This window comes from Faecalibacterium sp. An122 (assembly GCF_002160895.1).
In the GTDB taxonomy this organism is placed as follows: domain Bacteria; phylum Bacillota; class Clostridia; order Oscillospirales; family Ruminococcaceae; genus Faecalibacterium.
The window spans coordinates 51,748-78,069 of sequence record NZ_NFLL01000006.1 but is presented as its reverse complement, the minus strand read 5'-3'; the positions used below and the strand labels follow the sequence as shown (position 1 = coordinate 78,069).

The 26,322-nt window shown below is 50.8% G+C and carries 19 protein-coding genes and 2 pseudogenes; 16 read left to right on the top strand and 5 right to left on the bottom strand.

All coding sequences use genetic code 11. The annotated features are described in order from the left end of the window. Positions 1-8: 8 nt before the first annotated feature. From B5E67_RS06200 to B5E67_RS06135, 14 genes and pseudogenes are all read left to right on the top strand, one after another. Positions 9-545, top strand: a pseudogene (locus B5E67_RS06200) (MT-A70 family methyltransferase); the annotation flags it as partial. 19 nt (positions 546-564) lie between these two features. Next, positions 565-948, top strand: coding sequence for a PrgI family protein (locus B5E67_RS06195; RefSeq protein ID WP_242956811.1), 384 nt, complete (start codon positions 565-567; stop codon positions 946-948). After that, the gene (locus B5E67_RS06190) at positions 914-3,349 is read left to right on the top strand and encodes an ATP-binding protein (RefSeq protein ID WP_087383972.1); all 2,436 of its coding nucleotides are present in this window, start codon (positions 914-916) and stop codon (positions 3,347-3,349) included. Before B5E67_RS06195 ends, B5E67_RS06190 begins: the two co-directional genes overlap by 35 nt. A 14-nt stretch (positions 3,350-3,363) precedes the next feature. After that, the gene (locus B5E67_RS06185; RefSeq protein WP_087383969.1) at positions 3,364-3,990 is read left to right on the top strand and encodes a nitrogen fixation protein; all 627 of its coding nucleotides are present in this window, start codon (positions 3,364-3,366) and stop codon (positions 3,988-3,990) included. Between the two features lie 36 nt (positions 3,991-4,026). Then, the gene (locus B5E67_RS06180) at positions 4,027-4,974 is read left to right on the top strand and encodes a site-specific DNA-methyltransferase (protein ID WP_087384119.1); all 948 of its coding nucleotides are present in this window, start codon (positions 4,027-4,029) and stop codon (positions 4,972-4,974) included. Further along, entirely contained in the window at positions 4,974-7,178 is a 2,205-nt protein-coding gene (locus tag B5E67_RS06175) for a C40 family peptidase (RefSeq protein ID WP_087383966.1), read from the top strand. The genes B5E67_RS06180 and B5E67_RS06175 overlap by 1 nt, the downstream gene beginning before the upstream one ends. A gap of 17 nt (positions 7,179-7,195) precedes the next feature. Further along, entirely contained in the window at positions 7,196-7,441 is a 246-nt protein-coding gene (locus tag B5E67_RS06170) for a DUF4315 family protein (protein WP_087383963.1), read from the top strand. Next, positions 7,434-8,243 carry a DUF4366 domain-containing protein gene (locus B5E67_RS06165; protein ID WP_087383960.1) on the top strand — a complete coding sequence of 270 codons (810 nt, stop codon included), beginning with the start codon at positions 7,434-7,436 and terminating at the stop codon, positions 8,241-8,243. Before B5E67_RS06170 ends, B5E67_RS06165 begins: the two co-directional genes overlap by 8 nt. Next, positions 8,240-10,309 carry a DNA topoisomerase 3 gene (locus B5E67_RS06160; protein WP_087383957.1) on the top strand — a complete coding sequence of 690 codons (2,070 nt, stop codon included), beginning with the start codon at positions 8,240-8,242 and terminating at the stop codon, positions 10,307-10,309. The genes B5E67_RS06165 and B5E67_RS06160 overlap by 4 nt, the downstream gene beginning before the upstream one ends. Beyond that, on the top strand, positions 10,306-11,061 hold the full coding sequence (locus B5E67_RS06155) for a phosphoadenosine phosphosulfate reductase (RefSeq protein WP_087383954.1): 756 nt from the start codon (positions 10,306-10,308) through the stop codon (positions 11,059-11,061). The genes B5E67_RS06160 and B5E67_RS06155 overlap by 4 nt, the downstream gene beginning before the upstream one ends. Positions 11,062-11,094: 33 nt before the next feature. Next, positions 11,095-12,906, top strand: a pseudogene (locus tag B5E67_RS16090) (DUF3849 domain-containing protein); the annotation flags it as partial. Between the two features lie 5 nt (positions 12,907-12,911). Beyond that, complete coding sequence (locus tag B5E67_RS06145) at positions 12,912-14,183, top strand: hypothetical protein (RefSeq protein ID WP_158098856.1); 1,272 nt, start codon at positions 12,912-12,914, stop codon at positions 14,181-14,183. A gap of 2 nt (positions 14,184-14,185) precedes the next feature. Beyond that, positions 14,186-14,398 carry a transposon-transfer assisting family protein gene (locus tag B5E67_RS06140; protein WP_069432464.1) on the top strand — a complete coding sequence of 71 codons (213 nt, stop codon included), beginning with the start codon at positions 14,186-14,188 and terminating at the stop codon, positions 14,396-14,398. A 13-nt stretch (positions 14,399-14,411) separates the two neighbouring features. Further along, on the top strand, positions 14,412-16,169 hold the full coding sequence (locus B5E67_RS06135; protein WP_087383946.1) for an antirestriction protein ArdA: 1,758 nt from the start codon (positions 14,412-14,414) through the stop codon (positions 16,167-16,169). Positions 16,170-16,523: 354 nt separating this feature from the next. Here B5E67_RS06135 and B5E67_RS06125 read toward each other — a convergent pair whose 3' ends face one another. Continuing rightward, the gene (locus B5E67_RS06125; protein WP_087384113.1) at positions 16,524-17,471 is read right to left on the bottom strand and encodes a site-specific integrase; all 948 of its coding nucleotides are present in this window, start codon (positions 17,469-17,471) and stop codon (positions 16,524-16,526) included. 149 nt (positions 17,472-17,620) lie between these two features. On the opposite strand from B5E67_RS06125, the gene B5E67_RS06120 reads away from it, so the two are divergent. Next, entirely contained in the window at positions 17,621-18,730 is a 1,110-nt protein-coding gene (locus B5E67_RS06120) for a restriction endonuclease subunit S (protein ID WP_343286516.1), read from the top strand. Here the strand turns inward: B5E67_RS06120 and B5E67_RS06115 are convergent. Then, positions 18,723-19,307, bottom strand: a complete 585-nt coding sequence (locus B5E67_RS06115) for a restriction endonuclease subunit S (RefSeq protein ID WP_242956810.1) — start codon at positions 19,305-19,307, stop codon at positions 18,723-18,725. The two genes, B5E67_RS06120 and B5E67_RS06115, sit on opposite strands and share 8 nt — an antisense overlap. Before the next feature lie 266 nt (positions 19,308-19,573). Here B5E67_RS06115 and B5E67_RS06110 point away from each other — a divergent pair, with 266 nt between their 5' ends. After that, positions 19,574-20,695, top strand: coding sequence for a restriction endonuclease subunit S (locus B5E67_RS06110; protein ID WP_242956809.1), 1,122 nt, complete (start codon positions 19,574-19,576; stop codon positions 20,693-20,695). On the opposite strand, the gene B5E67_RS06105 is transcribed toward B5E67_RS06110, so the two are convergent. From B5E67_RS06105 to B5E67_RS06095, 3 genes are read right to left on the bottom strand one after another with little or no spacing between them, the layout of a single operon-like run. Beyond that, on the bottom strand, positions 20,688-21,899 hold the full coding sequence (locus B5E67_RS06105; RefSeq protein ID WP_242956808.1) for a restriction endonuclease subunit S: 1,212 nt from the start codon (positions 21,897-21,899) through the stop codon (positions 20,688-20,690). The genes B5E67_RS06110 and B5E67_RS06105 overlap by 8 nt on opposite strands. A gap of 2 nt (positions 21,900-21,901) precedes the next feature. Further along, positions 21,902-23,470, bottom strand: coding sequence for a type I restriction-modification system subunit M (locus B5E67_RS06100; protein WP_087383931.1), 1,569 nt, complete (start codon positions 23,468-23,470; stop codon positions 21,902-21,904). Between the two features lie 12 nt (positions 23,471-23,482). Beyond that, positions 23,483-26,248 carry a type I restriction endonuclease subunit R gene (locus B5E67_RS06095; protein ID WP_087383928.1) on the bottom strand — a complete coding sequence of 922 codons (2,766 nt, stop codon included), beginning with the start codon at positions 26,246-26,248 and terminating at the stop codon, positions 23,483-23,485. Positions 26,249-26,322 lie beyond the last annotated feature (74 nt).

The following is a 26,322-nucleotide window of genomic DNA, read 5'->3' as shown; positions in this document are numbered from 1 at the left end:
GGGTCAACTTGAAGAAATACTCCGTGATCTACGCCGACCCTCCGTGGCGGTACAAGGTCTACTCAAAGAAGGGGCTTGGCCGCTCAGCGGAAAGCCATTACCCGACCATGAGCCTTGAAGACATCAAGGCTCTGCCTATTGGAGAGCTTGCAGCAAAAGACTGTGCGCTCTTCATGTGGATTACCTTCCCCTGTATGCAGGAGGCGTTCCAAGTCCTTGAAGCATGGGGATTTGAATACAAAACGACGGCTTTTGTCTGGATCAAGCAGAACCGGGTGTCCGACAGTCTCTTTTGGGGCATGGGGTACTGGACACGGGCGAATGCTGAACTCTGCATCCTTGCAACGAAAGGCCATCCCAAACGGGCAAGCCCCGGTGTGCATCAGGTCATCATGAGCCACATCGAAGAGCACTCCAAGAAACCGGAGGAAGCCCGCAACCGCATCGTCCAGCTCATGGGCGATGTCCCGCGCATCGAACTTTTCGCCCGCCAGTCCCCCGAAGGCTGGGATGTATGGGGCAATGAGGTCGAATGCAGCATCACGCTTGGAAAGGAGGTTCCCAATGGCGTTTGTACCGGTCCCGAAGGACCTGAATCGTGTCAAGACGAAGGTCATGTTCAACCTGACAAAGCGGCAGCTCATCTGCTTTGCGCTGGCTGCGGCAGCGGGTGTTCCGATCTTCTTCCTGACTAAGCCCAGCCTCGGCATCTCCACTTCGGCAATGCTGATGGTGGTCATCATGCTCCCGTTTATCTTCTTCGCTCTCTATGAGAAGGACGGGCAACCGGCTGAAAAAATCCTCGGTCATGTGATCAAGTCCATGTTTTTGAGGGATAAGGTGCGGCCATACCGCACGAGCAACCTATACGCTGCGATCCAGCAGGAAATCAAAGAGAAGGAGGAATTGCAGATTGCACAGCAGCACGAAAAAGGCCGCAGAACCTAAGCGGCTTACCAAAAACGGCAAGGTGTACGGCGATCTTCTCTCCGCCGAGGAAAAGAAGAAGCTGGTCTTGCAGAAGAAAAAGGACAAGAAGGCAAAGAAAGTCCGCAAATCGGCGCAGCAGACCATCCCCTATGTGGAGATGTGCCGCGACGGCATCTGCAAGGTCAACAGCCGTCTTTATACAAAGACTATCCGTTTCAACGACATCAACTATCAGCTCGCCCAGAACGAGGACAAGACGGCCATCTTCGAGAACTGGTGCGACTTCCTGAACTACTTTGACAGCTCGATTTTTGTCCAGTTCTCTTTCATCAACCAGAGGACGAGCATCAGCGAGTTCAAGAAGCAGATCAACATCCCGGAGCAGGCTGACGAGTTCAACGACATCCGCAGCGAGTATTCCGAGATGCTGCAAAACCAGCTCACGAAGGGCAACAACGGCCTCATCAAGCGCAAGTACATTACCTTCGGCATTGAGGCCGACTCCCTGCGCATGGCGAAGGCCAAGCTGGATCGGATTGAGACGGACATCCTCAACAATTTCAAAACCCTCGGTGTGAAGACCGAGCCGCTGTCCGGCTACGAACGGCTGAAAGTGCTCCATGATGTGTTCAACATGGACTCGAACGAGCCGTTCCGCTTCTCCTTTGACATGGTAGCCCGGACGGGACTCAGCAGCAAAGATTTCATCGCGCCCACTTCCTTCGACTTCCGTGAAGGCAAGTGCTTCAAGATGGGCAAGGCCATCGGCGCAGTGAGCTTCCTGCAAATCCTCGCGCCGGAACTCAATGACCGGATGCTGGCTGACTTCCTCGACATGGACAGCAACATCACGGTCAATCTTCATATCCGCACGATTGATCAGGCGAAAGCCATCAAGAGCATCAAGATGAAGATTACTGACCTCGACAAGATGAAAATTGAAGAGCAGAAGAAGGCCGTGAGAAGCGGATATGACATGGAAATCATCCCGTCCGACCTTGCCACCTACGGCGGTGAGGCCAAGCGCCTGTTGCAGGACCTTCAGACGCGCAACGAGAGAATGTTCCTTGTGACCATCCTCATCATGAATACCGCTGCCTCCCGCCAGAAGCTCGAAAACGCCATCTTCCAGACGGCTTCCATTGCCCAGAAATACAACTGTGCGCTCAAGCGGCTGGACTTCCAGCAGGAAGAAGGGCTGATGTCCTCTCTTCCGATTGGCCTGAATCAGATCGAGATTGAGCGCGGGCTGACCACCTCTTCGACGGCGGTGTTCGTCCCGTTCACGACGCAGGAGCTTTTTCAGAACGGCGAGGCGCTGTATTACGGGCTGAATGCGCTCTCCAACAACATGATCATGGTTGACCGCAAACAGCTCAAAAACCCGAACGGTCTGATCCTCGGCACCCCCGGCTCCGGCAAGAGCTTTTCGGCGAAGCGGGAAATGACCAACGCCTTCCTCATCACAGAAGATGACATCATCGTCTGCGATCCCGAGGCAGAGTATTATCCCCTTGTGCAGAAGCTCGGCGGTCAGGTCATCCGCATCTCGCCGGTAAGCAGCGACTACATCAATCCGCTGGACATCAATGTGAACTACTCGGAAGAGGAAAACCCGCTGACCTTGAAGTCCGACTTCATCCTCTCCATGTGTGAGCTGATTGTGGGCGGCAAGGACGGGCTGCAACCGGTGGAAAAGACCATCATCGACCGCAGTGTCCGCAAGGTGTATCAGGACTACCTTGCCGATCCGGTTCCTGAGAAAATGCCCATCCTCGAAGACCTCTACAACATCCTGCGCAGCCAGAGCGAGCCGGAAGCACAGCGGATTGCCACTGCCCTTGAAATCTATGTGCATGGCTCGCTGAATGTCTTCAATCACCGGACGAATGTGGATGTGAATAATCGCTTCGTCTGCTATGACATCAAGCAGCTCGGAAAGCAGCTCAAAAAGCTGGGGATGCTCATTGTGCAGGATCAGGTCTGGAACCGTGTGACCATCAACCGCGCCCAGCACAAGGCGACGCGCTACTACATGGACGAGTTCCACCTTCTGCTCAAGGAAGAACAGACAGCCGCCTATTCCGTCGAAATCTGGAAGCGGTTCAGAAAATGGGGCGGGATTCCGACCGGGATCACCCAGAATGTCAAGGATTTGCTGGCTTCCCGTGAGATTGAGAACATCTTTGAGAACTCCGACTTCGTTTACCTTCTGAACCAGGCATCCGGCGACCGGCAGATCCTCTCGAAAGCGCTGAACATCTCGCCCAGTCAGCAGAACTACATCACCAATTCCAACGCCGGTGAAGGCTTGATCTTCTACGGCTCGACCATCGTCCCCTTCAAGGATGACTTCCCGAAGGACACGATGCTCTATCGTTACATGACCACCAAACCCGAAGAAACCTTGCAGAATTAAGGAGGACTACCTTTATGAAAAAGAATATGAATGAGAACTTTGAGATCACCGTTGACGAGATGACCGAGATTTTCGGCGATACGCCGGTTGAGATGAGCTTCCGCGAGGTCAAGGAAGGCATGGACAGCTTCTTTGGCCTGATGGGGCTGACCGTGGAGCTGGTCAACCTGATCCGCAAGGAGGACGAGCTGAAAAAGCACCACCGCGCTTACCTCCATGTCCGCGAGGAAATCGCCGAGTGCGCCAATGAGGCGACGGAGGTCATCGGCGGTATTCTTGACTCCATTCAGGAGAAAGAACACATCTACCGTGTGTCCGGCACGCCTTCCGCTTTTGATATGGATGAGGAAGACGAGTATGAGGATGATTTCGTCACCATCCCCAAGGAGAAGTATGACAGCATGATTGAGGATCTGCTGACGATGGCCGAGCTGATCGACATGGTATCGGATATGCGCACCAAGGATGTCCGCGCCATTCAGGAGTTTGGCAAGTTCATCCCGGCCTATGCCGCCTATGAGCGCAATCGTCTTTCCCTGTACCGCGAAGCGGCGAAGGAGGCCGAGTCCATCATCGACCGCTGGGAGGATGAGCTGGACGATGACGAGAACTACGAGCCGGACGAGTATTTCTCCGACTGATTGCGCATCAAGTCTCGCAGAAAGGAGGGAGTCCCCATACAGCTTGATCACATTTACACCGGCGATTGTCTCGAAGTCCTCAAAACGCTGCCCGATGAAAGCGTCCATTGCTGCATCACCTCCCCGCCGTATTACGCGCTGCGTGATTACGGTGTGGACGGGCAGATCGGCAGAGAGGCAACGCCAAAGGAATACATCTCGCGCCTGACGGAAGTGTTCACCGAAGTCAGGCGTGTTCTGCGTTCGGATGGGACGCTCTGGCTCAACATCTCCGACACCTATGCCGGGAAAGGCAATCAGGGCAGCTATGTGGACGCAAAGAATCCCAAGGGCAGAAACGGTCAGGCTGTGGCTCTCAATTACAAGGTTGAGGGCTGCAAACCCAAGGATATGATCGGAATCCCGTGGATGCTGGCCTTTTCGCTCCGCGACTCTGGCTGGTATTTGCGCAATGACATCATCTGGATGAAAGAAAACCCGATGCCGGAAAGCGTCAAAGACCGCTGCGCCCGCTGCTATGAGCATATCTTTCTGTTCTCGAAGTCACGGAAGTATTTCTTTGACTACAAGGCCATTTCCGAGCCGATTGCTCCCGGAACGGTAAGCAGGCTCAAGCGCGGGGTCAAGGGAAGCAACAAATACGGGGAGCCGATCCCCGGACAGGCAAAGCAGCAGACCATCAACCTGTGCCGGGAACACGGTGCTATCTCCGATGAGATGATCAATCCGCTGCGTAACAAGCGGGATGTCTGGATTATCAACACCGTCCCCTTCAAAGGCGGTCACTATGCCGCATACCCGCCGAAGCTGGTTGAAACCTGTCTGCTTGCCGGATGCCCGAAAGACGGCGTTGTCCTTGATCCCTTCATAGGCAGCGGCACAACCGGTATGGTCGCAAAGCAACTTGACCGTCACTATGTCGGAATTGAGCTAAACCCTGAATACAAGGAACTTGCCGAGGCGCGGATTGGAGGTGAAATCTGATGCCTCATGATGAATTGAAGCCCAAAGACCGGGTTGTCCTGCGGATGACCAGAGACGGCGCAGTGGAAGAAAACCTCACCGAAGGCACCTCAGAAAAAGTGTCAAAACGGCTTGAGGACGCCCAACTTGTTGCGCCCCACGACACGGAAACCGGCGATATTGCCGAAGAGATCAAGAAGCGGCGGCAGCTTCGTCCTGATAAGCTGGAAGACGCAGAGAGTCAGGCTCAGGCCGAAACACAGTCCGCAGATGCGGCGCAAGAGTACAAGCCGGGTGATCTGCCCGTCAGCGATGATCCCACATCTCACACTCTGTACTCTGAGACATACCGCAACCATTCCGTTGACTACGGAAAAGCATTTGCCGATACCGCTGTCACCGGCAAGGTCAGCAAGCCTCGCGCTGAAAGGCAGATTGATGGAGAGTCTGTTCTGGAAAGAGCGGCGGAAACCTCCGCAGAGATGCCGGACCTTGACGATGATGCCCCAGCTTCCAGACGGATTGAACGGTTGGAGCGAAAATCTCAGAAGGCGCATGAGCGTCTGGATGCCGCCCGTGAGAAGCTGCCCACCAAGAAGGTGTTGAAAAAAGAGCGCGTCTTTGACGAGGAAACCGGTAAAGGCAAAACCCGCCTCTACTTTGAAGACGAGCTGAAAGTCCCCAAGGGACAGAGCAAATTGCAGTTTGAGGCAGACAAGACCGTCCGCAAGGTCGGCGATACGCTTGCCTCTGGCATCCACGGCAAAATCCATGAGGTGGAGCAGGAAAACTCCGGTGTAGAAGCTGCCCATAAGACAGAGATTGCCGCCGAGTCCGTTGTCCGCCACTACCAGCATCATACAGAGCGCAGTGCAAACAAGCCGTTCGAGAAGGTGTCCAAGCTGGAGCAGAAGGCCGAGGCCGCTGACCGGAAGCTCCATTTTGGGAAGACGGTCGCCGAAAATCCTGAGATGAAGGCTTCCCGAGCCAATATGAATAAGCACTACCAGAAGCAGCACATCAAGAAAGAATATGCTGCGGCTCGCAAGGCAGGGACGCAAACGGCCTCCACCGCCACCAAGTCCACCGGTAAAACCATCCGAGAGAAAGCGTCGGATAAGGTAAAGGACTTTATCGTCAAGAACAAAAAGGTCTTTGCTTGGCTGGGAGCTGGCTTGATGATTCTGATCCTGTTGTCTGCTGGGATTAGCTCCTGCACGGCAATGTTCACCTCTACCACCTCGTCTGTCATCGCCACTTCCTACCTCAGTGAGGACGATGCCATGACCGGCGCGGAGGCGCAGTATTGTCAGATGGAGGCCGAGCTGCAATCGTATCTGGACAACTACGAAAGCACACACGACTACGACGAGTACCACTTTGACCTCGACGCGATTGAGCACGATCCCTATGTGCTCATTTCCATTCTCTCCGCCTTCAATGAAGGAGAGTTCACTCTGGACGAAGTTCAGGGGCTTCTTCAAACGCTCTTTGACCGGCAATACATCCTCACCGAAGATGTGGAGGTTGAGGTACGCTACCGGACAGAGACCCGTACCGGGACAACGACTGTCACCGATCCCGAAACCGGCGAGACCAGCACGGAAACTTACACCTATGAGGTCGAAGTGCCGTATAACTACTACATCTGTACTGTCACGCTGGAAAACTTTGACCTCTCCCATTTACCGGTCTACATCATGAATGAAGACCAGCTCTCTATGTACTCGGCCTATATGTCAACACTGGGCAACCGCGAGGATTTGTTCCCCGGCTCCGGCTATGTGGACAAGTACATTGAAAACCCACCCGATGACTACACGGTCAATGCGGCGTATCTGACGGACGAGAAGTTCGCAACTCTCATCGCAGAGGCAGAAAAATATCTCGGCTACCCGTATGTTTGGGGCGGCTCAAATCCGTCCACTTCCTTTGACTGTTCGGGATTCGTCAGTTATGTCCTCACAAACAGCGGACTTGTCAACACCGGGCGGCTGGGTGCGCAAGGGCTTTACAATGTCTGTTCGCCTGTTTCCAGCGCCGATGTGAAGCCGGGGGATCTCGTCTTCTTTGTCGGCACTTATGACACGCCGGGCGTGTCCCATGTGGGCATCTATGTGGGCGACAATGTGATGTTGCACTGCGGCGATCCCATCCAGTACACATCCATCAACACTTCCTATTGGCAGTCTCACTTTTATGCCTTTGGAAGACCCAACTACTAACCGAAAGGAGCGTTTTTATGAACCCGAAATATCAGAAGGTTTGCGCGGAAATCGCCAAAACCGAGAAGAAGGTCGAGGACCTGCAGGGGCAGCTCAAGGAGCTGTGCGACAAGAAAATCGAGCTGGAAAACCTTGAAATCGTCAACACTGTCCGTGCGATGGTCATGGACAAGGATCAGATCATGGCCTTCCTCGCTGCGATGAAGGACGGCAAGGCGGAAAAGCCTATCACTACCCAGCAGGAGGTGACGGACAATGACTAAGAGAAATGGAATCCGCCTTCTGGCGGCGCTTGCACTGTGCTTCACGCTTTGTATCTCGTTCACTGTACCCGCATTCGCCTATGCGGATGACACCGAGCAGGAGCTTCCGGTCACTGAGGCAACCCAACCCGAGGCAACACCGGAAACCGCAGCACCCGAAGAGCCTGAACCGTATGAAGGAGAGCCGATTGACGGTGAGGGCAACGCCTATACCCGCGATCTGCTCTATGACAAAGCGACAAATAAGCAATTCATCACGGTGCAGACCAAGACCGGCAACACCTTTTATGTTGTAATCGACTACGATGCGCCCATCAATGAGGAAGAGGAACAATACCAGACCTATTTCCTCAACATGGTGGATGAGGCTGACCTGCTTGCCCTGTTGGATGAGGAAACGGCCTCTTCGCTTACTACCTGTAACTGTGATACCCACTGTGAGGCCGGGGCTGTCAATACGGAATGCCCTGTCTGCAAAACAAACATGAGCGAGTGTACCGGCGCTGTGCTTGAGCCGAAAGAGCCGGTTGAAGGCGAGGAAACCGAAGTCCCCGAAGAGCCGGAAAGCTCTTCTCCGAACATCGCCCTGATCATCGGCATCATCGCTCTGGTAGGTATCGGCGGTGGTGCATATTACTACTTCAAGTTCGTGCGCGGCAAGAAGCAGAAGGACGAGGATCTGGATTTCTTCGATGACGAGGGCTATGAGGAAGAGCCGTACATCAACGAGGACGAAGAGCCTGTCATTGCAGACGATGAGGATGACGGGGACGAAACCAAAGAAACGGAGGAAACGATTTGATCTTAGTGATTGCGGAAAAACCGAGTGTTGGAGCCGCTATCGGGAAGGTGCTGGGCGCTTCCTCCCGTAAGGACGGCTATCTCGAAGGAAACAACTACATTGTCTCATGGTGCGTTGGTCATCTTGTGGGGCTTGCGGACGCAAGCTCCTACGATGAGCGCTTTGCCAAATGGCGGTACAGCGATCTCCCCATCGTCCCGGATGAATGGCTGTTTGAAGTTCCGAAGGACAAGCAGAAGCAGTTCAAGGTGCTGTGCGACCTCATGCGCGATAAGCGTGTAACCGAGCTTGTCTGCGCCACCGATGCTGGGCGCGAGGGCGAGCTGATTTTCCGGTTGGTCTACAAGAAAGCCGGTTGCACAAAGCCGTTCAAGCGCCTGTGGATCAGCTCGCTGGAAGACAGCGCGATCCGGGAGGGCTTTGCCCATCTGCGAGACAGCGGCGACTATGACCGGCTCTATGAAGCCGCCCTTGCCCGTTCCAAGGCAGATTGGATTGTCGGCATCAACGGCACAAGGCTGTTCTCGACACTCTATCATAAGAAGCTGGTGGTCGGGCGCGTCCAAACGCCTACGCTGGCAATGCTGGTGGAGCGTGAAGGCAAAATCACAACCTTCCACAAGGAGAAATACTTCAATGTCCATATCAGCAAAGACAGCCTGACAGCGGACATGGAAAAGGTCAAAACCGAAGACGAGGCGAAGGCGATTGCGGCGGCTTGCAATAAAAAGCAAGCCGTCGTTTCTTCTCTCAAGAAGGAGACGAAGACAGTCAACCCACCGAAGCTCTATGATCTGACCACCTTGCAGCGGGAAGCCAACCGCTACTATGGCTTTACCGCCCAGCAGACGCTCGATCTGGTGCAGTCCCTCTATGAGAAAAAGCTGCTTACCTATCCCCGAACGGACAGTCAGTTCATCACTGAGGATATGGAGAGCACTGCCCGTCAAGTGATCGGCATTGTCTCCCGCAAGCTACCGCTCTTCGAGCGCATTACCCATGAGCCGGACATCGGGAGAATTACCAACAACGCCAAGGTCACTGACCATCATGCCATTATCCCCACTGTCCAGCTTGAAAAGCAGGATCTCGGCGAGCTGCCGGAGTCGGAGCAGAAAATCATCCGGCTTGTCGCCATGCGCCTTCTGAGCGCTATCGGTGAGAAGCACATCTACGACGAGACTTCGGTTACGCTCACCTGTGAGGGTTACGAGTTCAAGGCAAAGGGCAAAACGGTCGTGCAGGATGGATGGAAAGCCATTGAGCGCAGCTTCAAGGAAACACTCAAGAGCAAGGAAAAGGACGAGCCGGAGCGCTCACTGCCTTCTCTGAATGAGAAGGATATTTTCTCTTCTGTCGATGCCAGCGTTACCGAACACTATACATCCCCGCCGAAGCCCTACACCGAAGACTCCCTTCTGTCGGCTATGGAGACTGCGGGAAACGCTGAGTTCGACGATGATACCGAAAAGAAAGGGCTTGGCACTCCCGCCACCCGCGCCGGTATCATTGAAAAGCTGGTCAAAGGCGGCTTTGTTGAGCGCAGGGGCAAATCTCTCGTGCCTACAAAGGACGGCAACAACCTTGTATGCGTCCTGCCCGAACAGATTACTTCCCCCTCCATGACGGCGGAATGGGAAAACACTCTGATGCAGATTGAATGCGGTAAGGCGGATGCGGACAAGTTCCTTTCTGGCATTGTGGGGATGACCTCCGAGCTGGTCAAAGCCTATCCTTTCCTCTCTGACGCCGAGGCAAACCGCTTCGATACCGGAAGAGAGTCCATCGGCAAATGTCCGCGCTGCGGCTCGCCGGTCTATGTAGGCAAGGGAAACTACTACTGCTCGAACAAGGAATGCTCCTTCTGTATGTGGGAGGATAACAAGTTCTTTACGAGCAAGAAAAAGAAGCTGACCAAGAAAATCGCTGCCGAACTGCTGGACAAGGGTTGGTGCAGAGTAACCGGACTTTATACGCCGAAACGCCCGCAGCTCTATGATGCGGTGATCCGTCTGGATGACACAGGCGGCAAGTATGTCAGCTTCAAGATGGAGTTCGACCGATGACGCGCCCGCGATATATTGCCTCATGCAGCGGAGGCAAGGACAGCGTAGCAACAATTCTTCTTGCTGCGGAGAAAAACGAGCCGTTGGATGAGGTCATTTACAGTGAGGTGATGTTCGATCAGGAGATCAGTGGAGAAGTCCCGGAGCATCGGGACTTTATCCACCAAAAGCTCAAACCGTTCGTTGAAAATGAACTCGGATGCAAATTCACGGTTCTGCGGAGTGACAAAACTTACGATGATGTGTTCCATCACATTATCACAAGAGGACCTTATGAAGGGCTGATTCGAGGTTTTGTCTGGCCGGGAAAGTGCGCGGTAAATCGGGACTGTAAAATGCCTCCGCTCCGCAAGTACCATAAGGCTCAACCTGATGACACCCGCAGCTATGTAGGTATTGCATTGGACGAGCCAAAGCGTCTTGCCAGACTGAATAAGGAGAAGGACATCAGCCTTCTTGCAAAGTATGGCATGACGGAAGCGGATGCTTGGCGGCTGTGCGAGAAATACGATATGCTCTCTCCCTGTTACCAACATTCCAAACGCAACGGTTGTTGGTTCTGCCCGAACGCATCGACTTCTGAGCTTTCCCACATGGTCAACCGTCACCCTGACTTGTTTGGGAAGTTGATTGAATGGGAACAGACAGATAATTTGTATCATCGCAGATTGACCAGAACGGAAACTCCGTCTGAGGTAAAAGCCCGTCTTTGGGGCAAATCTCAGCCGGAGTTTTCTATTTCAAATCAGTAAGATTGGAGGTTAGAAATGGCTGAAAACAAAAACGCCCAGCAAGTCCGGGAAATCACCGACAAGCTGGAACAGGGACTCAAGGAGCTGTTTGAATCCGAACGCTTCAAAGAGTACCTGAAAACGATGTCCAAGTTCTACAACTACTCGTTTAACAATACGCTTCTCATCGCCATGCAGAAGCCGGATGCGACGCTGATCGCCGGTTACACGGCATGGCAGCGCAACTTCGACCGCCATGTGATGAAGGGCGAAAAGGGTATCAAAATCCTTGCTCCTGCGCCCTACAAGGTGCAGGAAGAGCGGGAAAAACTCGACCCGGCAACGCAGAAGCCCGTTCTCGACAAGGACGGCAAGCCGGTCACTGAGACGGTTGAAGTGACCCGCCCCGCCTTCAAGGTGGTGAGCGTCTTCGATGTGTCCCAGACGGACGGCAAAGCGCTTCCCGATATTGCCGTAGACGAGCTGACAGGCAGCGTGGAAAACTACGCCGCCTTTTTTGATGCTCTCAAAGAGCTGTCTCCGGCCCCCATTGCCTTTGAAAACATCACCGATGGCGCAAAAGGCTACTTCTCTCATGTAGAAAACCGCATTGCCATTCAGGAGGGCATGAGCGAAATCCAGACCATCAAGACGGCGATCCATGAGATTGCCCATGCCAAGCTCCATGCCGTCACTCCGGGCGAAAAGGTCGCTCCCGAAGACAAGAAAGACCGGCGCACTAAGGAGGTCGAGGCAGAAAGCGTCGCCTATACCGTCTGCCAGCGGTACGGCATTGAAACCTCTGATTATTCTTTCGGCTATATCGCCGGTTGGTCCTCCGACAAGGAGACAAAGGAGCTGAAAGGCTCGCTGGAAACCATCCGCAAAACGGCGGCTGAGATGATCACCGGTATTGATGAAAAGCTCAAAGAGCGGCTTGCCGTGAAAGAACAGGAAGCCCCTACGCCGCTGCGGGATGCGGCGATTCCGGTTTATCGGGAAGCTGCGATGTATGCCTTTGAAGCCGGTGAGCTGAGTGCTTACCGTACTTCGATGCAAGCGAACATGGATTGTAAAGAGGCGATTGAGCAGACCATCAACGACTACTACGGCAACAACCGCCTTGCGGCGGAGTCCGCCGTTAAGAGCATCCTTGAGAAATTCTCGCCTGAGCGCGTCGCTTATGTCCTTGCGAATACCATCCAGCAGAAAGACCATGACGGGCGTATCTCCCGTGATTGCAAGGAATGGGCAAAGGGCATGGATGCCAGCCCGGATCATGCAACTCAACTCATTATTGACAGTGTAAATCCGGGGCTTGTCAGTCTTTTCACCGAAGAGTTCGTCCGGCAGACCGCTATCGGTAAGGCGCAGGAGCAGACACCGGCTGAACAGAGCAAAACGGCTGTCCCGGAGGAAGGTCCCGAAACTCCGGCTCCCAAAGAGCCGGAACAGGCGGCACCGGTGAAGCATCGCCTCACACCGGAGGAAAAGAAAATTAAGGAAGCCGTCATGGACACGCTCAAAGCGCAGATCGCCGGTCGCAACGACGGGATGCTGTCTACCTACCGCTCGTCCAATCAGTCCTTCAAGGTGATGGTGGAGTACAAGGTCAGGATTGAGGGCAACACCGTTACCCGGGATGGCGAGCCGATGTTCGCCATTCACCGCCGCCATTCTGCCAAGAAGGTGCAAGGCTGCTATCGAGAGCTGACACCGACGCTTGAATATATCGGAAAAGAGAAGACTCAGGAAGCAGCGCGGGAAAAGCCTTCTATCCGGGAACAGCTCCGTGCTGCGGCAAAGAGCCAGCCTGAGCGGAAAACGCCGGTTAAGCAGAAGTCCCACGATGTCGGTTTGGAGTGATGCCTATGAAGTTTGAAAACATCGATCTTGTGGATGCCCTTCGCCGGATTATGGACATCCACACCCAGAACTACAAGGAGGATTTTGAGCTGGACGCCGGGCTGCTTCACAGCCTTGCCGCTTCCCAATCCTCCGAGGACAAGCACCTTCTCTGGATGTCCCGTCCGAACGGCACTTACCTCCTGCCTGAGCGCGAAGTCTATGTGGAGGATTCCTACGAAAACAAAGTGTGGGAGTTTTACCATGAGCAAACCCGCGATCCCATCCTTGCCTATGCAGTCGAGATCAAGGGCGTAGAGGGCGATACCATCAGAGGCAACCTCATTGAGCTGGACTATGCCGCTCATGTGGAGAGGATGCAAAAGCTCACCGTTCCGGTTGAGACAGTGGCAGTCACCTTTAAGGACGATGCCACCTTTTATCTGCCTTTCCGCAGCTACCGGCGCGAAGCGATCCCGCTGAAAGAAAAGCACGGCGAGGTCGTGTCGGTGAGTTATCTGCCTGAGAACGCGGCTGAGCTTGACATGATTCTCCGCCGTGAGCGCTTCAAAACGAGCTTCCATGCGAAAACTGGCAGTATTGAGGATCACATTCACAAGCTTGCCGTTCAGCATGGCGTGACCGAAAAGCTTGGCATATTGCCCCTTGAAGCGCAGACCGCTTACAACGCCGTCAAGGAAGCCCATCCCGAAGCGATTGTCTGCTTTGCCCAGAACGGCTACTTCGAGATTTACGGTGAAGATGCGAAGAAGGCAGCGCCCGCGCTCGGGTCGAAGCTTCTGATGAAAGAGCTGGAAGGCGGCGGACAGGTTGCCGTGACCGGCTTTCGGGAAGATCAGTGGGTTGCCAAGGCTAAGACACTGTGGGGGCGAGGCAACGATGTCCTTGTTACGCAGCCCGGTGAAGACGGCAGACAGGAAACCGTCAAACACCTTCTCGCTGAGGATTACATCCCTGTCGGCATGGTAATGGAAATGGACGGCAAAACCGTCCGCGTTGACAAAGTGGATTTTCCAAATGAAGAAGTCAGCCTGACTGACATCACGGACAGGAAGAATCCCGTTCCATTCCATGAGCGGCTGTCTATTGTCCGTTCCTATGTGGAGGACGCTCCGGCAGAAAGCCTCTGGAAAGCAATGGATCGCAGAGAGCATCCCTCTCAGAAGAAGACTTCTGTCCTCGCAAAGCTCAAAGAACACGCCCAGACTGCGCCGGACAAAAGTGCTAAAAAGCCTGAGCAAACAAAGAAACCGAAATCAAAAGAAATGGAGATGTGATTATGTTTTTTACCGTGGAAGAGACAAATCTGATGTGTTGCTTCGACACTTCCAGCCGCAAGAGGCTGATTGCTGAAATGAAGTCGCTGCCCATCAACGAGCTGGACGACGAGATGGCGGAGCTGCTTTTTCATACCGTTCGGAAGCTTGAGGGTATCACCGATGAGGCGTTTGCCCAGCTCTACATCGCGCCGGACAGCATGATGGACGATTGAAAGGAGGATACCTATGCCCGTGTTGGATGGCAGTTTTGAAGCCTTCGTGACTAATCTCGGCAAGTACAACGAAGGCGAGCTTGTCGGTGAATGGGTTCATTTCCCGACCACCGAAGAGGAAATGAAGAAGGTCTTCGAGCGGATCGGCATCGGCTCAAAGGGCGAGTTTGGTCAGGTCTATGAGGAATGGTTTATCACAGATTATGACTGCTCCATTCATGGAGTCAGCAATCTCCTTGGCGAATACGAAAACCTCGATAAGCTCAACTACCTCGCCGCGCGGCTGGATGAGATGTCCCGCTCTGAGCTTGAGCATTTCCTGGCAATCATAGATAACGGCTGCGATGAAGTGAATGACCTCGACGATCTGATTAACCTGACCTACAATCTTGACAACTATGATTTTATCCCCGACATCAAGGACTATGACGATCTCGGTCGTTACTACTTCTTTGAGGGTGGCTACAACATCGACAACAAGTTCGGCAGCTTTGTGGACTACATCGACTTTGAGCGGTACGGTGAAGACTGCGCAATCAATGAAGGCGGCACGCTGACCGACGCCGGGTACATCCGACCTACCGGCGATAGCTGGAACCGCTACTTTGACGGTACGCTTGAGGATATTCCCGATGAGTACCGTGTCACCGGAAGCGGCGAGGAATTGGAGCAGCCAAGTACGATCACTGTGCTGGTGGTTGAGCCGGACAAGAAGCCCTATGTGAAAGAAATCCCTTCCAGCCTTGAGTCCTTACAGCATGAGGTTGGCGGGGACATTGAGGCGGTCTATCCCTTTGAAGAGCCGGTCGCCATTGTCTGCAACGAAGAAGGCAAGATGAACGGGCTGCCTCTCAACCGTGCCCTGCGGGATGACAACGGTGAAATCTATGACATTGTTGCCGGTACCTTCCTTGTCACAGGGCTGACGGATGACAGCTTCGGCTCGCTTTCGCCGGATCTGTTGCGGCAGTTTGTGACGGAGTTCAAAATGCCGGAGCAGTTTGCCAAAATCGGAGACAGGATTGTTGCTATCCCGATGATTTCCGAAGAACAGCAGAAACAGACGGTTCTTGAAGAGAAAAGCTCCATTGTCAATGAAAACACCTCCGGCATGGCGGTGGATGGTCATATCGGCACATGGCACACGATTGACCATAAGGAGATCGATGGCCACACCTTTTGGCTGATGGAGCACGACACCTTTGGGGACGATGCCTCCTGCATCATTGTCGATGAGCGCGGCGAGCTGGTGCTGTCCCATATCTATGACGGCTTCGATGAAACCGCAGTCAATCTGCTCCGTCAGGAGGTCATGCCGGTCGAGAAGATGCCGGACGACAGCATCAGCATCGAGGAAATGAAGCAGTACGGCTACAAATGGGGCGGGATGCTGCCCATGCGGGAAGAGACTGCGGCTGAGGTCATGAAGTCGTGCCAGATTTACCGGCTGTACGGCGACGATACCGAGGGGCTGGTTCTGGACGCCAAGGAGATCAAGGAACACGCCGCAAAAGGCGGTATCTTCGGTGTGGAGAAAGCGGATTGGGTGGCTGAGCTGGAAAAGAAAAATCCGCTCAAAGCCGCTGAAATGTCGCTTGAGGATGACTACGGCATGATTGACGGGATCATCAACAACGGTCCGAAGGAAGACAAAGCGAACGAGAAAGGCGAGAAAGCCTCTATCATGGATCGGCTGAAATCCGCCAAAACCGCCCAGCAGACGGATAAGCCTTCTCCCCACAAGGAGAAGAAGAGCGAGCGTGAGTTATGAGCCGGAGTAAGAAATGGAAGCTCGAATGGAGCTTCTTTTTAGGCAGCGACGGTCGCCGCAAATACAATGACCTGTGCCGCCGCTGCGTTCATCCCTGTAAGCAGAGCTTCCGCGCCGTTATCCTTGCCTGTCCGCGTTACTTTTCCAAGCGCTCAGGACAAAGCCAAAATCTGTCGGATTAAAGGTTGAAAATCGCTGATTTCCTGCCCTCTGCGCAGAGATGACGCATTGCCCCGTATGTTTTCCCGTCTAAGCTCCAAATGTCTGAAATGTCAGAATAAAGGTCGATTTTTATACAAAAGCGAAGAGCCTCGGTCGATGCCCTTGCGGGTGTCGGCTGAGGCTCTTTTTTGTTTACAGCAGATCGTTCAGAAGGTTCATGCACTTTACCTTCTGTTGGAGATTGGCGCTCCCATAGACATTCAGCGTGAATGAAACATTCTTGTGTCCAAGGATTTCAGAGAGCGATTTGATGTCAAACTCCGGTATCTCGATTGCCCTCACTGCGAAGGTGTGCCGGATCTCATGGAACTTTACCTTTTGCAGCCCGTTACGCTTGAGAAAACGGGTGAAAAATTGCCGGTATGTACGCGGCTCGGTCGGCCTCGTTTTGCCCGTCAGGAAGTAGTGATTCGGATTTTCCGTGTAGAACTTCTTGATGATGTTCATGAGTAACGACGGAACCGGGATAACACGGGCAGATGTCTTCGTCTTCGGCGGTCCTATATGGAGATAGGACGATCCCTTTCGCTTGTCATAGATGCGCTGGACAGTCTTGTTGATATTGATGGTCTTGTCCGTAAGGGAAATATCCTTCATCTGGAGTCCGCAAAGCTCACCGATCCGAATGCCGGTAAACAGCGCAATCAGAATACCCGCCGTTTTTCTGTTCAAGTCCATGTAGATGCACTGAATAAGGGCTTGTTCCTGATCTTTGGAGAGCGAGTTGACTTTCTTGATACCCAGCTCTTTCGGGTACTCAATCAAGTCCCAATTCAGCAATGGAATAGCCCGCTCTTTATAGGCGAACTCCATTGCAAGCCTGAGAACGAGAATAACATCCCGTATGGTCTTTACGGTAAGCCCTCCCGTGTTGTCAAGCCGACCGGCATTGTAGAGATACGAAATGTAGCTCTGAATGTCCGTTTCGGTGATGCTGCCAATCTTACGCTTGCCGAAGTACGGGATCAGATGATTTTCGGCAATCAGCGTGAAGCTGGCGTGGGTTGACGGTGTGATCATTGGCTTCTTCTGATTTAGCCAAGTGTTCAGCAGCGTCTTGAATTGTGTATTGTTAGTCATATTGACCACCTCCACGAACATTATCAGGTGGAGGAGCAAACAGAGCATTATCGTCCTCAAGTAACGGTCTCGAAAAGCGCCCAGCATTATCGTTTAGAGATGATTGCGGAAGAGAGTTTCCAAGCTGGCATCGCACTACCCTTGGTACAATTATTGAGCCATATTCAGAGAAAGTTCATGGAGAACATGACTTTGAAGTCCTTACATCTTCTCGTGAAGGACTTCAAAGACAAATAGATCATTTTGGCTCTCAACAAAGGCACGATACAGACGGCTATAACATTATACCTCTTGGCTTTTGCACATATAGAAATAGAAGCGATGACGGAAGGTTTACCTTCAACATTAACAAAATCAGCGACAAGGCTATTGTAAGTAAATTCTATCCGGTCTTTCGATTCAAAAATGCGAACAGCACTTTTATGACAGAATATCTCAACTCGTCAGCCCGAGCACGAAAAAAACTGTCAGTGCTTGCGGTCGGAACAAGTCAAGTTGTTCTTTCGTTCGAAGCGTTAAAATCTGCAAAGTTTGATCTTCCTTGTAAAGAGGAACAGGATAAAATCGCTTCTCTGTTAGAATGCTTGAACGAACGAGTTGAGCTTCAGCGTTCCTTTGTCGATGCCCTCAAGAAGTATAAAAGAGGATTACAAAACCGATTTTTCTTTAAGCGTTCACATTTGTCCCCAAAAGCCTCTGAAATTGATTCGCATGATGTGGAGCCATTGGGAAGCGTAGTCCATATCAACCCCAAGACCGGATCGCTTCCAGAGGCGTTCATATATATTGACTTAGAGTGCGTAGAGTCGGGTGTTTTGAACAGTAAAAAACTTATATCTCGTAACTCTGCACCAAGTCGAGCACAAAGGCTTTTGGAGGAAGGCGATTTACTCTATCAAATGGTCCGACCTTACCAAAAAAACAATTACTATTTCCAAAAGGGTTTTGAATATCCAACAGTTGCATCTACCGGGTATGCACAAATCCGATGCTCAGAGATGGACACTCAATTCATATACGAGCAACTTTCGTCAGACTATTTTGCCCGTGAAGCAATGCTTCGCAGTACAGGTACAGGGTATCCAGCTATCAATGCAGATGATCTTGCGGAAATTCCCATTTGGGTTCCGCCACTTAATCAGCAGGAGAAAATTGGTGCGGCGTTATCCTTTCTCGGGGAAAAGATAGAAGTACATCAAAAGCTACTTTCCGCCTTATGCAGTGTTAAATCCTCCTTGCTGCAACAGCTCTTTATATGAAGAGGTGTTGCAATAGCGATGCTTTTAATCTGTTCAAGCTAAGGAGTGTTGAGTCCGCAAAAGTAATCTTTTGATCCAGCCCCTCAAGAAGAGAGACTACTTTACGCTGAACAGAGAAATCAGGGATAAAAAACTCAGCTTTTTCAATATTAGACCACTCTGCTCTCGGCATCTTTGTACCTGAGCTGATGTTGGCTACTCGAAGAAAATACTCAGTTTGAACAAGGTAGAATAAGAACTTCGGCAAAACAACATCTGACGGAATAAGCGCCCATATCTCCGATGAGCAAGCCATCGTCTTTTTAGCAAAAGCATATTTACGAAGATAAGGGCGCAATTTGCCAAAAAGTGTGTCACCGGGCATTGCTATATTTTTTATGCTGCTTTGCGCTGTTGATGGAACTGTGGCAAGGATTTTCCCCGTTTCCTGTTCGATGTTCTCCAACTCCACACAAGGATATTCGATGCCAGAAGAGGGATCATATTTCTCGCTTCTTCTTTGGGCAATCTCCGAGAAATAATAACTCTTTGTTGTACATCCCTGAGTTATCTTTTCACCGAACAGATTTGAAAGCAATCCTCTTTTATACTTCTGTTCAAGTACGCAGATAAAGCTCCACGAACGCCGAAATCCCTTGCAATAGCGGATTTACCTCTGCTACTGCAAGGGATTTTGCTATGAGGCGGTATTGATTTTGGAAGTCTAAATAGCCCTCAAGTAACGGTCTCGAAAAGCGTCCAAAGCTGCGCTTCCCGGGCTTTGATGAGCCGTGGAACGAATCAAAGTTATCAGCGTGTTTTGCAAAGAATATAAAGAAAAATACGGATGGGCGTATTTCCAATGTGATTTGTAACTCCGCAAAGATGGGGCTTATCCCCCAGCGCGATTACTTCGATAAAGACATTGCAAACAGCGATAATACCAGCGGGTATTACATAATTGAACATAATGACTTTGTTTACAATCCGAGAAAGTCATCCGATGCTCCATACGGACCTATAAGCCGATATGCTTATCCTGATGCTGGGATTGTTTCGCCGCTCTATCTCTGTTTTCGAGCCAAAGGAGATGTAGACACGAACTTTTTTGAGTGGTATTTCCGTTCGTCTGCATGGCATCGCTATATTTATATGACCGGCGACAGTGGCGCACGGCATGACAGAGTAAGTATAAAGGATGACGATTTCTTTTCCATGCCAATTCGTTTTCCATCTTCAATAGAGCAAAAGAAAATCGCCTCTTTTCTAAACGCTATTGAGCGACGAATCTCATCTCAGCAACTTCTTGTGGATAACCTCAAGAAGTATAAAAGAGGACTCTCAGATGAGCTTTTTGGGGAGAAAGGACCAGGCGAAAGATGGATGACAGTTCCGTTTAGTGAAGCATTTGATCTGTTACAGAACAACACCTTCTCGCGGGATGAAATGTCAACTGAAAACGGAATAGCATATAACATCCACTATGGAGATGTTCTGATTAAATACGGCGCGGTGGTTGATCTGTCCAAGTCAAAGGTACCATACATTCGCTCGGATGTGAGCCTTTCAAAGTTTGCTCGGAGTAGTTATCTGCGAAATGGTGACATCGTGATCGCAGACACCGCAGAAGATTATACAGTTGGTAAGGCGGTAGAAATTGTTGGAGTCGCTGATACAAAGGCATTATCAGGTCTTCACACAATACCATGCCGCCCTAAGATTTCGTTTGCTTCTATGTATCTTGGTTACTTTATCAATTCCAAAAGATTTAGAACGCAAATACTTCCGCTGGTACAAGGGACGAAGGTTTCCTCCATCAGCAAAAGCGAAATACAAAAAACATCCATTGCATTTCCCTCTTTCGAAGTGCAGTCACAAATAGCCTCTGTGCTTTATGCTTTGGATCATAGGATTGATATTTGTCAGGCTTGTGTTCATGGACTTGTACGCACTAAGGAAGCATTGTTACAGCAACTCTTTATATGAATAGCTGCTGTAATAACCCCTCTTTTAGATCGGACAAAAAAGCAAGCGCATTTTCTTCATTCATGATCCTATCATCAAGCGAGGAAAGGAATCCTATAATCGTGTTCTGCGTGCTTTTATCCGGGTATGTCAATGTGAGCTTGCACAATTCGCTCGCTTGAATATGGACAACTGACTTCCCCTGTGCTATGCGGGCGATTTTTGCATTAACAACATGATTAAGCAGATAGCTCATAATTCGTCCATCCACCTTATCGCCACGGAAAATATAGAGGTCTCCGGCAAGAATGACATTGGGCAGCATAACGCAGGAAGCCGTTGAAATCTCTTCTGGCGTCTCGCCGGAAGTCGGGATCACGACATCACCCACACGGCTCAGAAAAGTTTCATCAACTTGTGCTTGCGTCCGTCTTTTGACGCTGGTTACAACCTCGTTGTAGGTGGTATAAAGTTCTCCATAAAGGATAAAGGGGGTACCATCCTCGGATATATCGGCTTTGGAAAGAGGCGCACCCTTCACAAAGCTGCCGAGTTCGCCCATCTTTGCAGTTGTCCATCTCGCATTTCTGAGCGGACATGATTTTGCCGAAAGAAGACACCTTACCGCACCTCTTTTATACTTCTTGAGTGTCGCAACATATTTTTGCTGCGCATCAATTCTTTGAGTCAAAAAGCTCAGGAAGGAAGCGATTTTATCTTGTTCGTCAGTGGATGGCAAAAACAGGGGCTGCTCATAGAGCGTTTTCCATTCCACATTTCGTCGGCACATACTCGCACCGACGGTTGTAGCATTATAAAAGAAATGTTTTGCAGCATCTGATTTAATCCAATGTGCCAGCAGTTCTATCGAGCATCCCGTTATATCATAGGTTTTATATGCAGGAGATACCATGCCGTTCTTAAAACGGAGGTTTACATTTGCGTTTCCTAAATGCAGATTTTGGGTAGATAAGACCATTGTACCGTATTTGATTTTCTTATAACCTTTGTTGCTCGCTCCACGCTGATGACCAAACAACTCTGAATTTAGGAACATTCCTTCTATCGCAGCAGAGAGAAGAGTATCTTCGTCTTCCGTTTGAGTGCGATCACTATACTCCTGAATAAGATCGCCAAATGGTTTGCCGTGCCACGGCTCGTCAAAGCCCGGAAAGCGCAGTTTCGGGCGCTTTTCGAGACCGTTACTTGAGGATACATTTGCCATAATTATTTGCCCTCCACATCAAACGGGAAATCCAGCCCCAGCTCATCAAAATACGGCTTCAATTCCGCGTCGATGTCCTTGATTTCACTTTGGAGCTTGCGAATTTCCGCAGCCACTTCGTTCAGATCAATTTCTTCTTCCGGCTCAAAGGTATCAACATAGCGGGGAATGTTGAGGTTAAAGCCGTTCTCTTCAATCTCCTGCATAGTCGCCACATGAGCATACTTGTCAATGTTTTCGCGGCGCTGGTATGCGTCTACAATCTTGTCGATGTCGCTTTGCCGGAGGATGTTCTGATTCTTTCCAGCCTCAAAGTCTTTGGAAGCGTCGATAAACAGGATGTTATCCGCATTACCGTTACGCTCCCTCTTGAGGACAAGGACACAGACAGGAATACCTGTGCCAAAGAAGAGGTTTGCCGGAAGGCCAATGACTGCATCCAGCACATTCAGCTTTTGGATGAGGTGCTTGCGGATCACCTCTTCGGCAGCACCACGGAAGAGAACACCATGAGGAAGCAGGACAACGGCTCGTCCGTCTTCATCCATGTGGTAGACCATGTGTTGCACAAAGGCAAAGTCCGCCTTGCTTTTCGGGGCAAGCTTGCCATATTCGTTGAAGCGGGGATCTTCCATGAACTTCATATCAGCAGACCAATTCGCAGAGTATGGCGGATTAGCAACCTGAACGCGGAACTTCTTGTCGCCAAAATAGTCATGCTCCAAAGTATCGCCGTTGTAGATATTGAAGTTGCGGTACGGAATGCCTCGCAGAATCATGTTCATTCGGGCGAGATTGTATGTAGTTGAGGTCAACTCTTGCCCATAGTAGTTTCTGACATTCGCGTAGTTTTTAAGACGCAGCAGCAGCGAGCCGGAGCCACAGGTCGGGTCGGCAGCATCTTTCACATCCGTCAACCCGAGGCAAGCAAGGCGGCAAAGCAGCTCGGCAGGACCCGAAGGGGTATAGAACTCACCGGCTTTCTTTCCGGCAGTTGCAGCAAACTGACCGATCAGGTACTCGTAGGCATTGCCCAGCACATCAATTTTGGTGTCTTCCACGCCGAAGTTGATTTCGTCAAGGGAAGAGATAATCTTCGCCATTACAGAGCTGCGATCCTTTACAGTATGCCCGAGCTTTGTAGAATCAAGCTGCATATCGGAAAATAAGCCATCGAAGTCTTCCTGAGAGTCGTTACCTATGGTGGACTCCATCAGGGAGTTGATAGCCTTCTGCAAAAACTCGATGTCAAAGGAACGGTTCTCGACCATCTTGACCATCTTGCGGAAGAGGAATTGCGGCTCAATCACATAGCCGAGGTCACGCAGAGCTTCCTCTACGACAGCTTCTTTGTACTCAGGATCAGCCCATGCCTCTTCATAGCTGATCCCGTCATCTTTCAAAAGGTTGACCATGTACTTTTCGGTTTTGTCCGAAAGGTAGTAGTAGAAGATCATGCCCAAGATGTAATTCTTGAACTCATAGGCTTCCATATTGCCGCGAAGGGCGTTTGCCATTGCCCAGAGCTTGTTGCAAAGCTCTTTCTGATGAGCCTGAATAGAGTTGTCCATTTCTTATTCTCCTTATTGGTATTTCTCGGCGTGTTTTCTGATAAAGTCCACGATACGGTTGACCAAAGAACGCTTCTTCAAAAGCGGCATCGGCTTTGTGAGCCGGTCGCGGATGTTTCCGGCATCCATCGTACCGGAGAACTCGTATTCTGAGATGAAGTCGGTGAGCACCTTAGAGTCGATGTCCTCCTGATGGGCAAAGGCTTCAATCTCTTTTTGTTTTTCCGCGTTCTCGAAGTCGTTGTAGGCAGCGTCAATTTCATCCGCGCTGTTAAGCCCCGCAACAACCGTGTCCAAGAACGATTGCAGGATCTCAACCTTTTTGAGCAGCTGCGGGTTGTCTGTCCTTCCAAGTTCATCTTTGATGTGCTTGATGTCATAGTCCTTCTGCTTCGCGTCATCAAAGTGGATGTTGCGGATGAGATTCATGATGTAGGCGACATTGATTCGGTCGCTCTCCATAAGTTCAATGCAGAAGTCCACATCGTTCAGAACAGAGACAACCTCACGGTCTGTTTTTTGCTTCGAGTAGAGCATCAGATATTTGCTCTTATAATCCTGATACTCCTGCTCAGACATCGTGAGTGCATCCTGGTCAAAGCTGAACTCGATAAAGGTATGCAGCGATTGCAGATACTTGGTCAGCTCGCGGAAGGTGACAACGAAGAGTTTTTGATCATCCTCGCTCTGCATGGTGTCCACGGCTGCGGGAGTGGCGGCGATCTCTTTGAGCTTTATGACCATCTCATTGAACTTCTCGACAAAGAAGTCATAGTCCGGGACAATAATGCCGGAAGTATCTTGCGTTTTTGAGAACAAAGTAAGCGCGTCATCCGTCTGCTTTTTGAGGTTGCGGTAGCAGATGACAATGCCGAAGGGTTTTGTCTCTTTCTCCACGCGGTTCGTGCGGGAATAGGCTTGCAACAGGTCGTGATACTTCAAGTCCTTGTCCACATAGAGGACGGAAAGCGTTTTGCTGTCAAAACCGGTGAGGAACATATTGACCACAAGCAGGATGTCCAATGGCTTTGTCTTCTTGCCCTTCACACGGTCAGAAATATCCTTGTGATAGGCTGCGAAGGTATCGGTCGAGAAGTTGGTGCTATACATCTCGTTATAATCTTTGATGATCCTCTCCAAAGCATCGCGGCTGTGCTCATCCTTGCCTTCTGCATCCTCGTTTTGCCCATAAGAGAAGATACCGGAGATGTTCAAGTCGTGCTTTATGCTCTTGAAGATGTCATAATACTTGATCAGCGCCTCAATCGACGAAACGGCGAAGATTGCGGTGTATTGCCTGTTCCGTGTCTTTGCTTTATGATTTTGGACTATATGATTGGCAATGAGCGACATACGCTCTTCGGACAGATAAAGCTCATTGACATCAATGGCATCTGCCAGCGTGGGATCGTCCCAGTCAAAATCGCCTTCCATCGTCTTTATGTATTCCACATGAAAGCCAAGGACATTGTTGTCAAAGATAGCGTCTTTGATCAGGTAGTTATGGACGCACTCCCCAAACAGCATCTCCGTGGTTTGCGTGATTTTTCCTTCTACTTTTCCGTTGACTTCAAAGCGGGGTGTTCCTGTAAAGCCAAAGAATTGAGCTTTCTGGAAGTGTCTCACAATGTCCTTGTGCATATCGCCAAACTGACTTCTGTGGCACTCGTCGATGATAAAAACAACCTTCTCATCTTTGTACGCATCCATGATCTTTGCATACTGAGGGCGCTTGACAGCATTCGCCATTTTTTGCATGGTGGTTACAATAAGCTGCCGGTTTTTATCCTGCATCTGCTTCACAAGGACATCGGTGCGGTCAGTGGCATCTACCGAGCCATTTTCAAACTTATTAAACTCTTCCGTGGTCTGAGAGTCCAAATCCTTGCGGTCAACGAGAAAGATTACCTTTTTGATATTTGGATTGGCTGCGAGGATCTGCGCCGTCTTGAAGGAAGTCAGCGTTTTTCCCGCGCCGGTTGTATGCCAAACATAGGCATTGCGGTTGGTCAATGTCGCTTGCCGGACAAGAGCTTCGACCGCATATACCTGATAGGGGCGCATGACCATAAGCAGTTTATCCGTATCATTCAGGATCATATACCGCGTCAGCATCTTGATGATATGGTCACGGGCGAGGAAGGCAATCGAGAAATCCTTCAAATTGGTAAGCCGCACATTGTCGAAGTCTGTCCAGAAGAATGCGAGGCTGTGCAGCATCTCCCGATCCGAGTTTGCAAAATACTTCGTGTCTACACCGTTGGAAACAACGAAGATTTGGATGAAATGGTACAGACCGTTGTAGGAATGCTTTTTGTAGCGCATCACCTGATTGACCGCTTCTCGGATGTCGATGCCCCTTCGCTTTAATTCCACCTGAATCAAGGGAAGTCCGTTGACAAGGAGCGTCACATCGTAGCGATTGACATACTTTCCGACAACTGTCGTCTGGTGCGTTACCTGAAAAATATTCTTGGTGTGGTCGCTGTCAAAAAACGAAAGATACACCTTCGTCCCGTCTTCTCGCTCTAAGACAAATTTGTCTCTGAGGATTTTTGCACTTTGGAAAACAGATTTGCCAAGCATCAGATTAAGAATGCGTTCCCATTCCTTATCTGTGAGCGGCTTATCGAGCTTATCTGCATTGAACGCCTCGAATTGCACCTTGAAGTTTTCGACCAACGCATCATAGTCGGGAACAGAAACGGTGCTATATCCCTGCTTATTCAGTTGATCTATGAATTGCAGTTCAAGCTCTGCTTCGCTTTGATATGCCATATCTTCATCTCCATTACTTGAGGATCGTTTGGATGCCCAACGACCCCCGAATTTTATCTAACTGTTTTTACCGT

Excerpts from the sequence above, each read along its gene's own strand:
- B5E67_RS06195 (WP_242956811.1), top strand. The coding sequence starts at position 565 with ATGGCGTTTGTACCGGTCCCGAAGGACCTGAATCGTGTCAAGACGAAG.
- B5E67_RS06185 (WP_087383969.1), top strand. The coding sequence starts at position 3,364 with ATGAAAAAGAATATGAATGAGAACTTTGAGATCACCGTTGACGAGATG.
- B5E67_RS06175 (WP_087383966.1), top strand. The coding sequence starts at position 4,974 with ATGCCTCATGATGAATTGAAGCCCAAAGACCGGGTTGTCCTGCGGATG.
- B5E67_RS06170 (WP_087383963.1), top strand. The coding sequence starts at position 7,196 with ATGAACCCGAAATATCAGAAGGTTTGCGCGGAAATCGCCAAAACCGAG.
- B5E67_RS06165 (WP_087383960.1), top strand. The coding sequence starts at position 7,434 with ATGACTAAGAGAAATGGAATCCGCCTTCTGGCGGCGCTTGCACTGTGC.
- B5E67_RS06155 (WP_087383954.1), top strand. The coding sequence starts at position 10,306 with ATGACGCGCCCGCGATATATTGCCTCATGCAGCGGAGGCAAGGACAGC.
- B5E67_RS06145 (WP_158098856.1), top strand. The coding sequence starts at position 12,912 with ATGAAGTTTGAAAACATCGATCTTGTGGATGCCCTTCGCCGGATTATG.
- B5E67_RS06140 (WP_069432464.1), top strand. The coding sequence starts at position 14,186 with ATGTTTTTTACCGTGGAAGAGACAAATCTGATGTGTTGCTTCGACACT.
- B5E67_RS06135 (WP_087383946.1), top strand. The coding sequence starts at position 14,412 with ATGCCCGTGTTGGATGGCAGTTTTGAAGCCTTCGTGACTAATCTCGGC.
- B5E67_RS06125 (WP_087384113.1), bottom strand. The coding sequence starts at position 17,471 with ATGACTAACAATACACAATTCAAGACGCTGCTGAACACTTGGCTAAAT.
- B5E67_RS06105 (WP_242956808.1), bottom strand. The coding sequence starts at position 21,899 with ATGGCAAATGTATCCTCAAGTAACGGTCTCGAAAAGCGCCCGAAACTG.
- B5E67_RS06100 (WP_087383931.1), bottom strand. The coding sequence starts at position 23,470 with ATGGACAACTCTATTCAGGCTCATCAGAAAGAGCTTTGCAACAAGCTC.
- B5E67_RS06095 (WP_087383928.1), bottom strand. The coding sequence starts at position 26,248 with ATGGCATATCAAAGCGAAGCAGAGCTTGAACTGCAATTCATAGATCAA.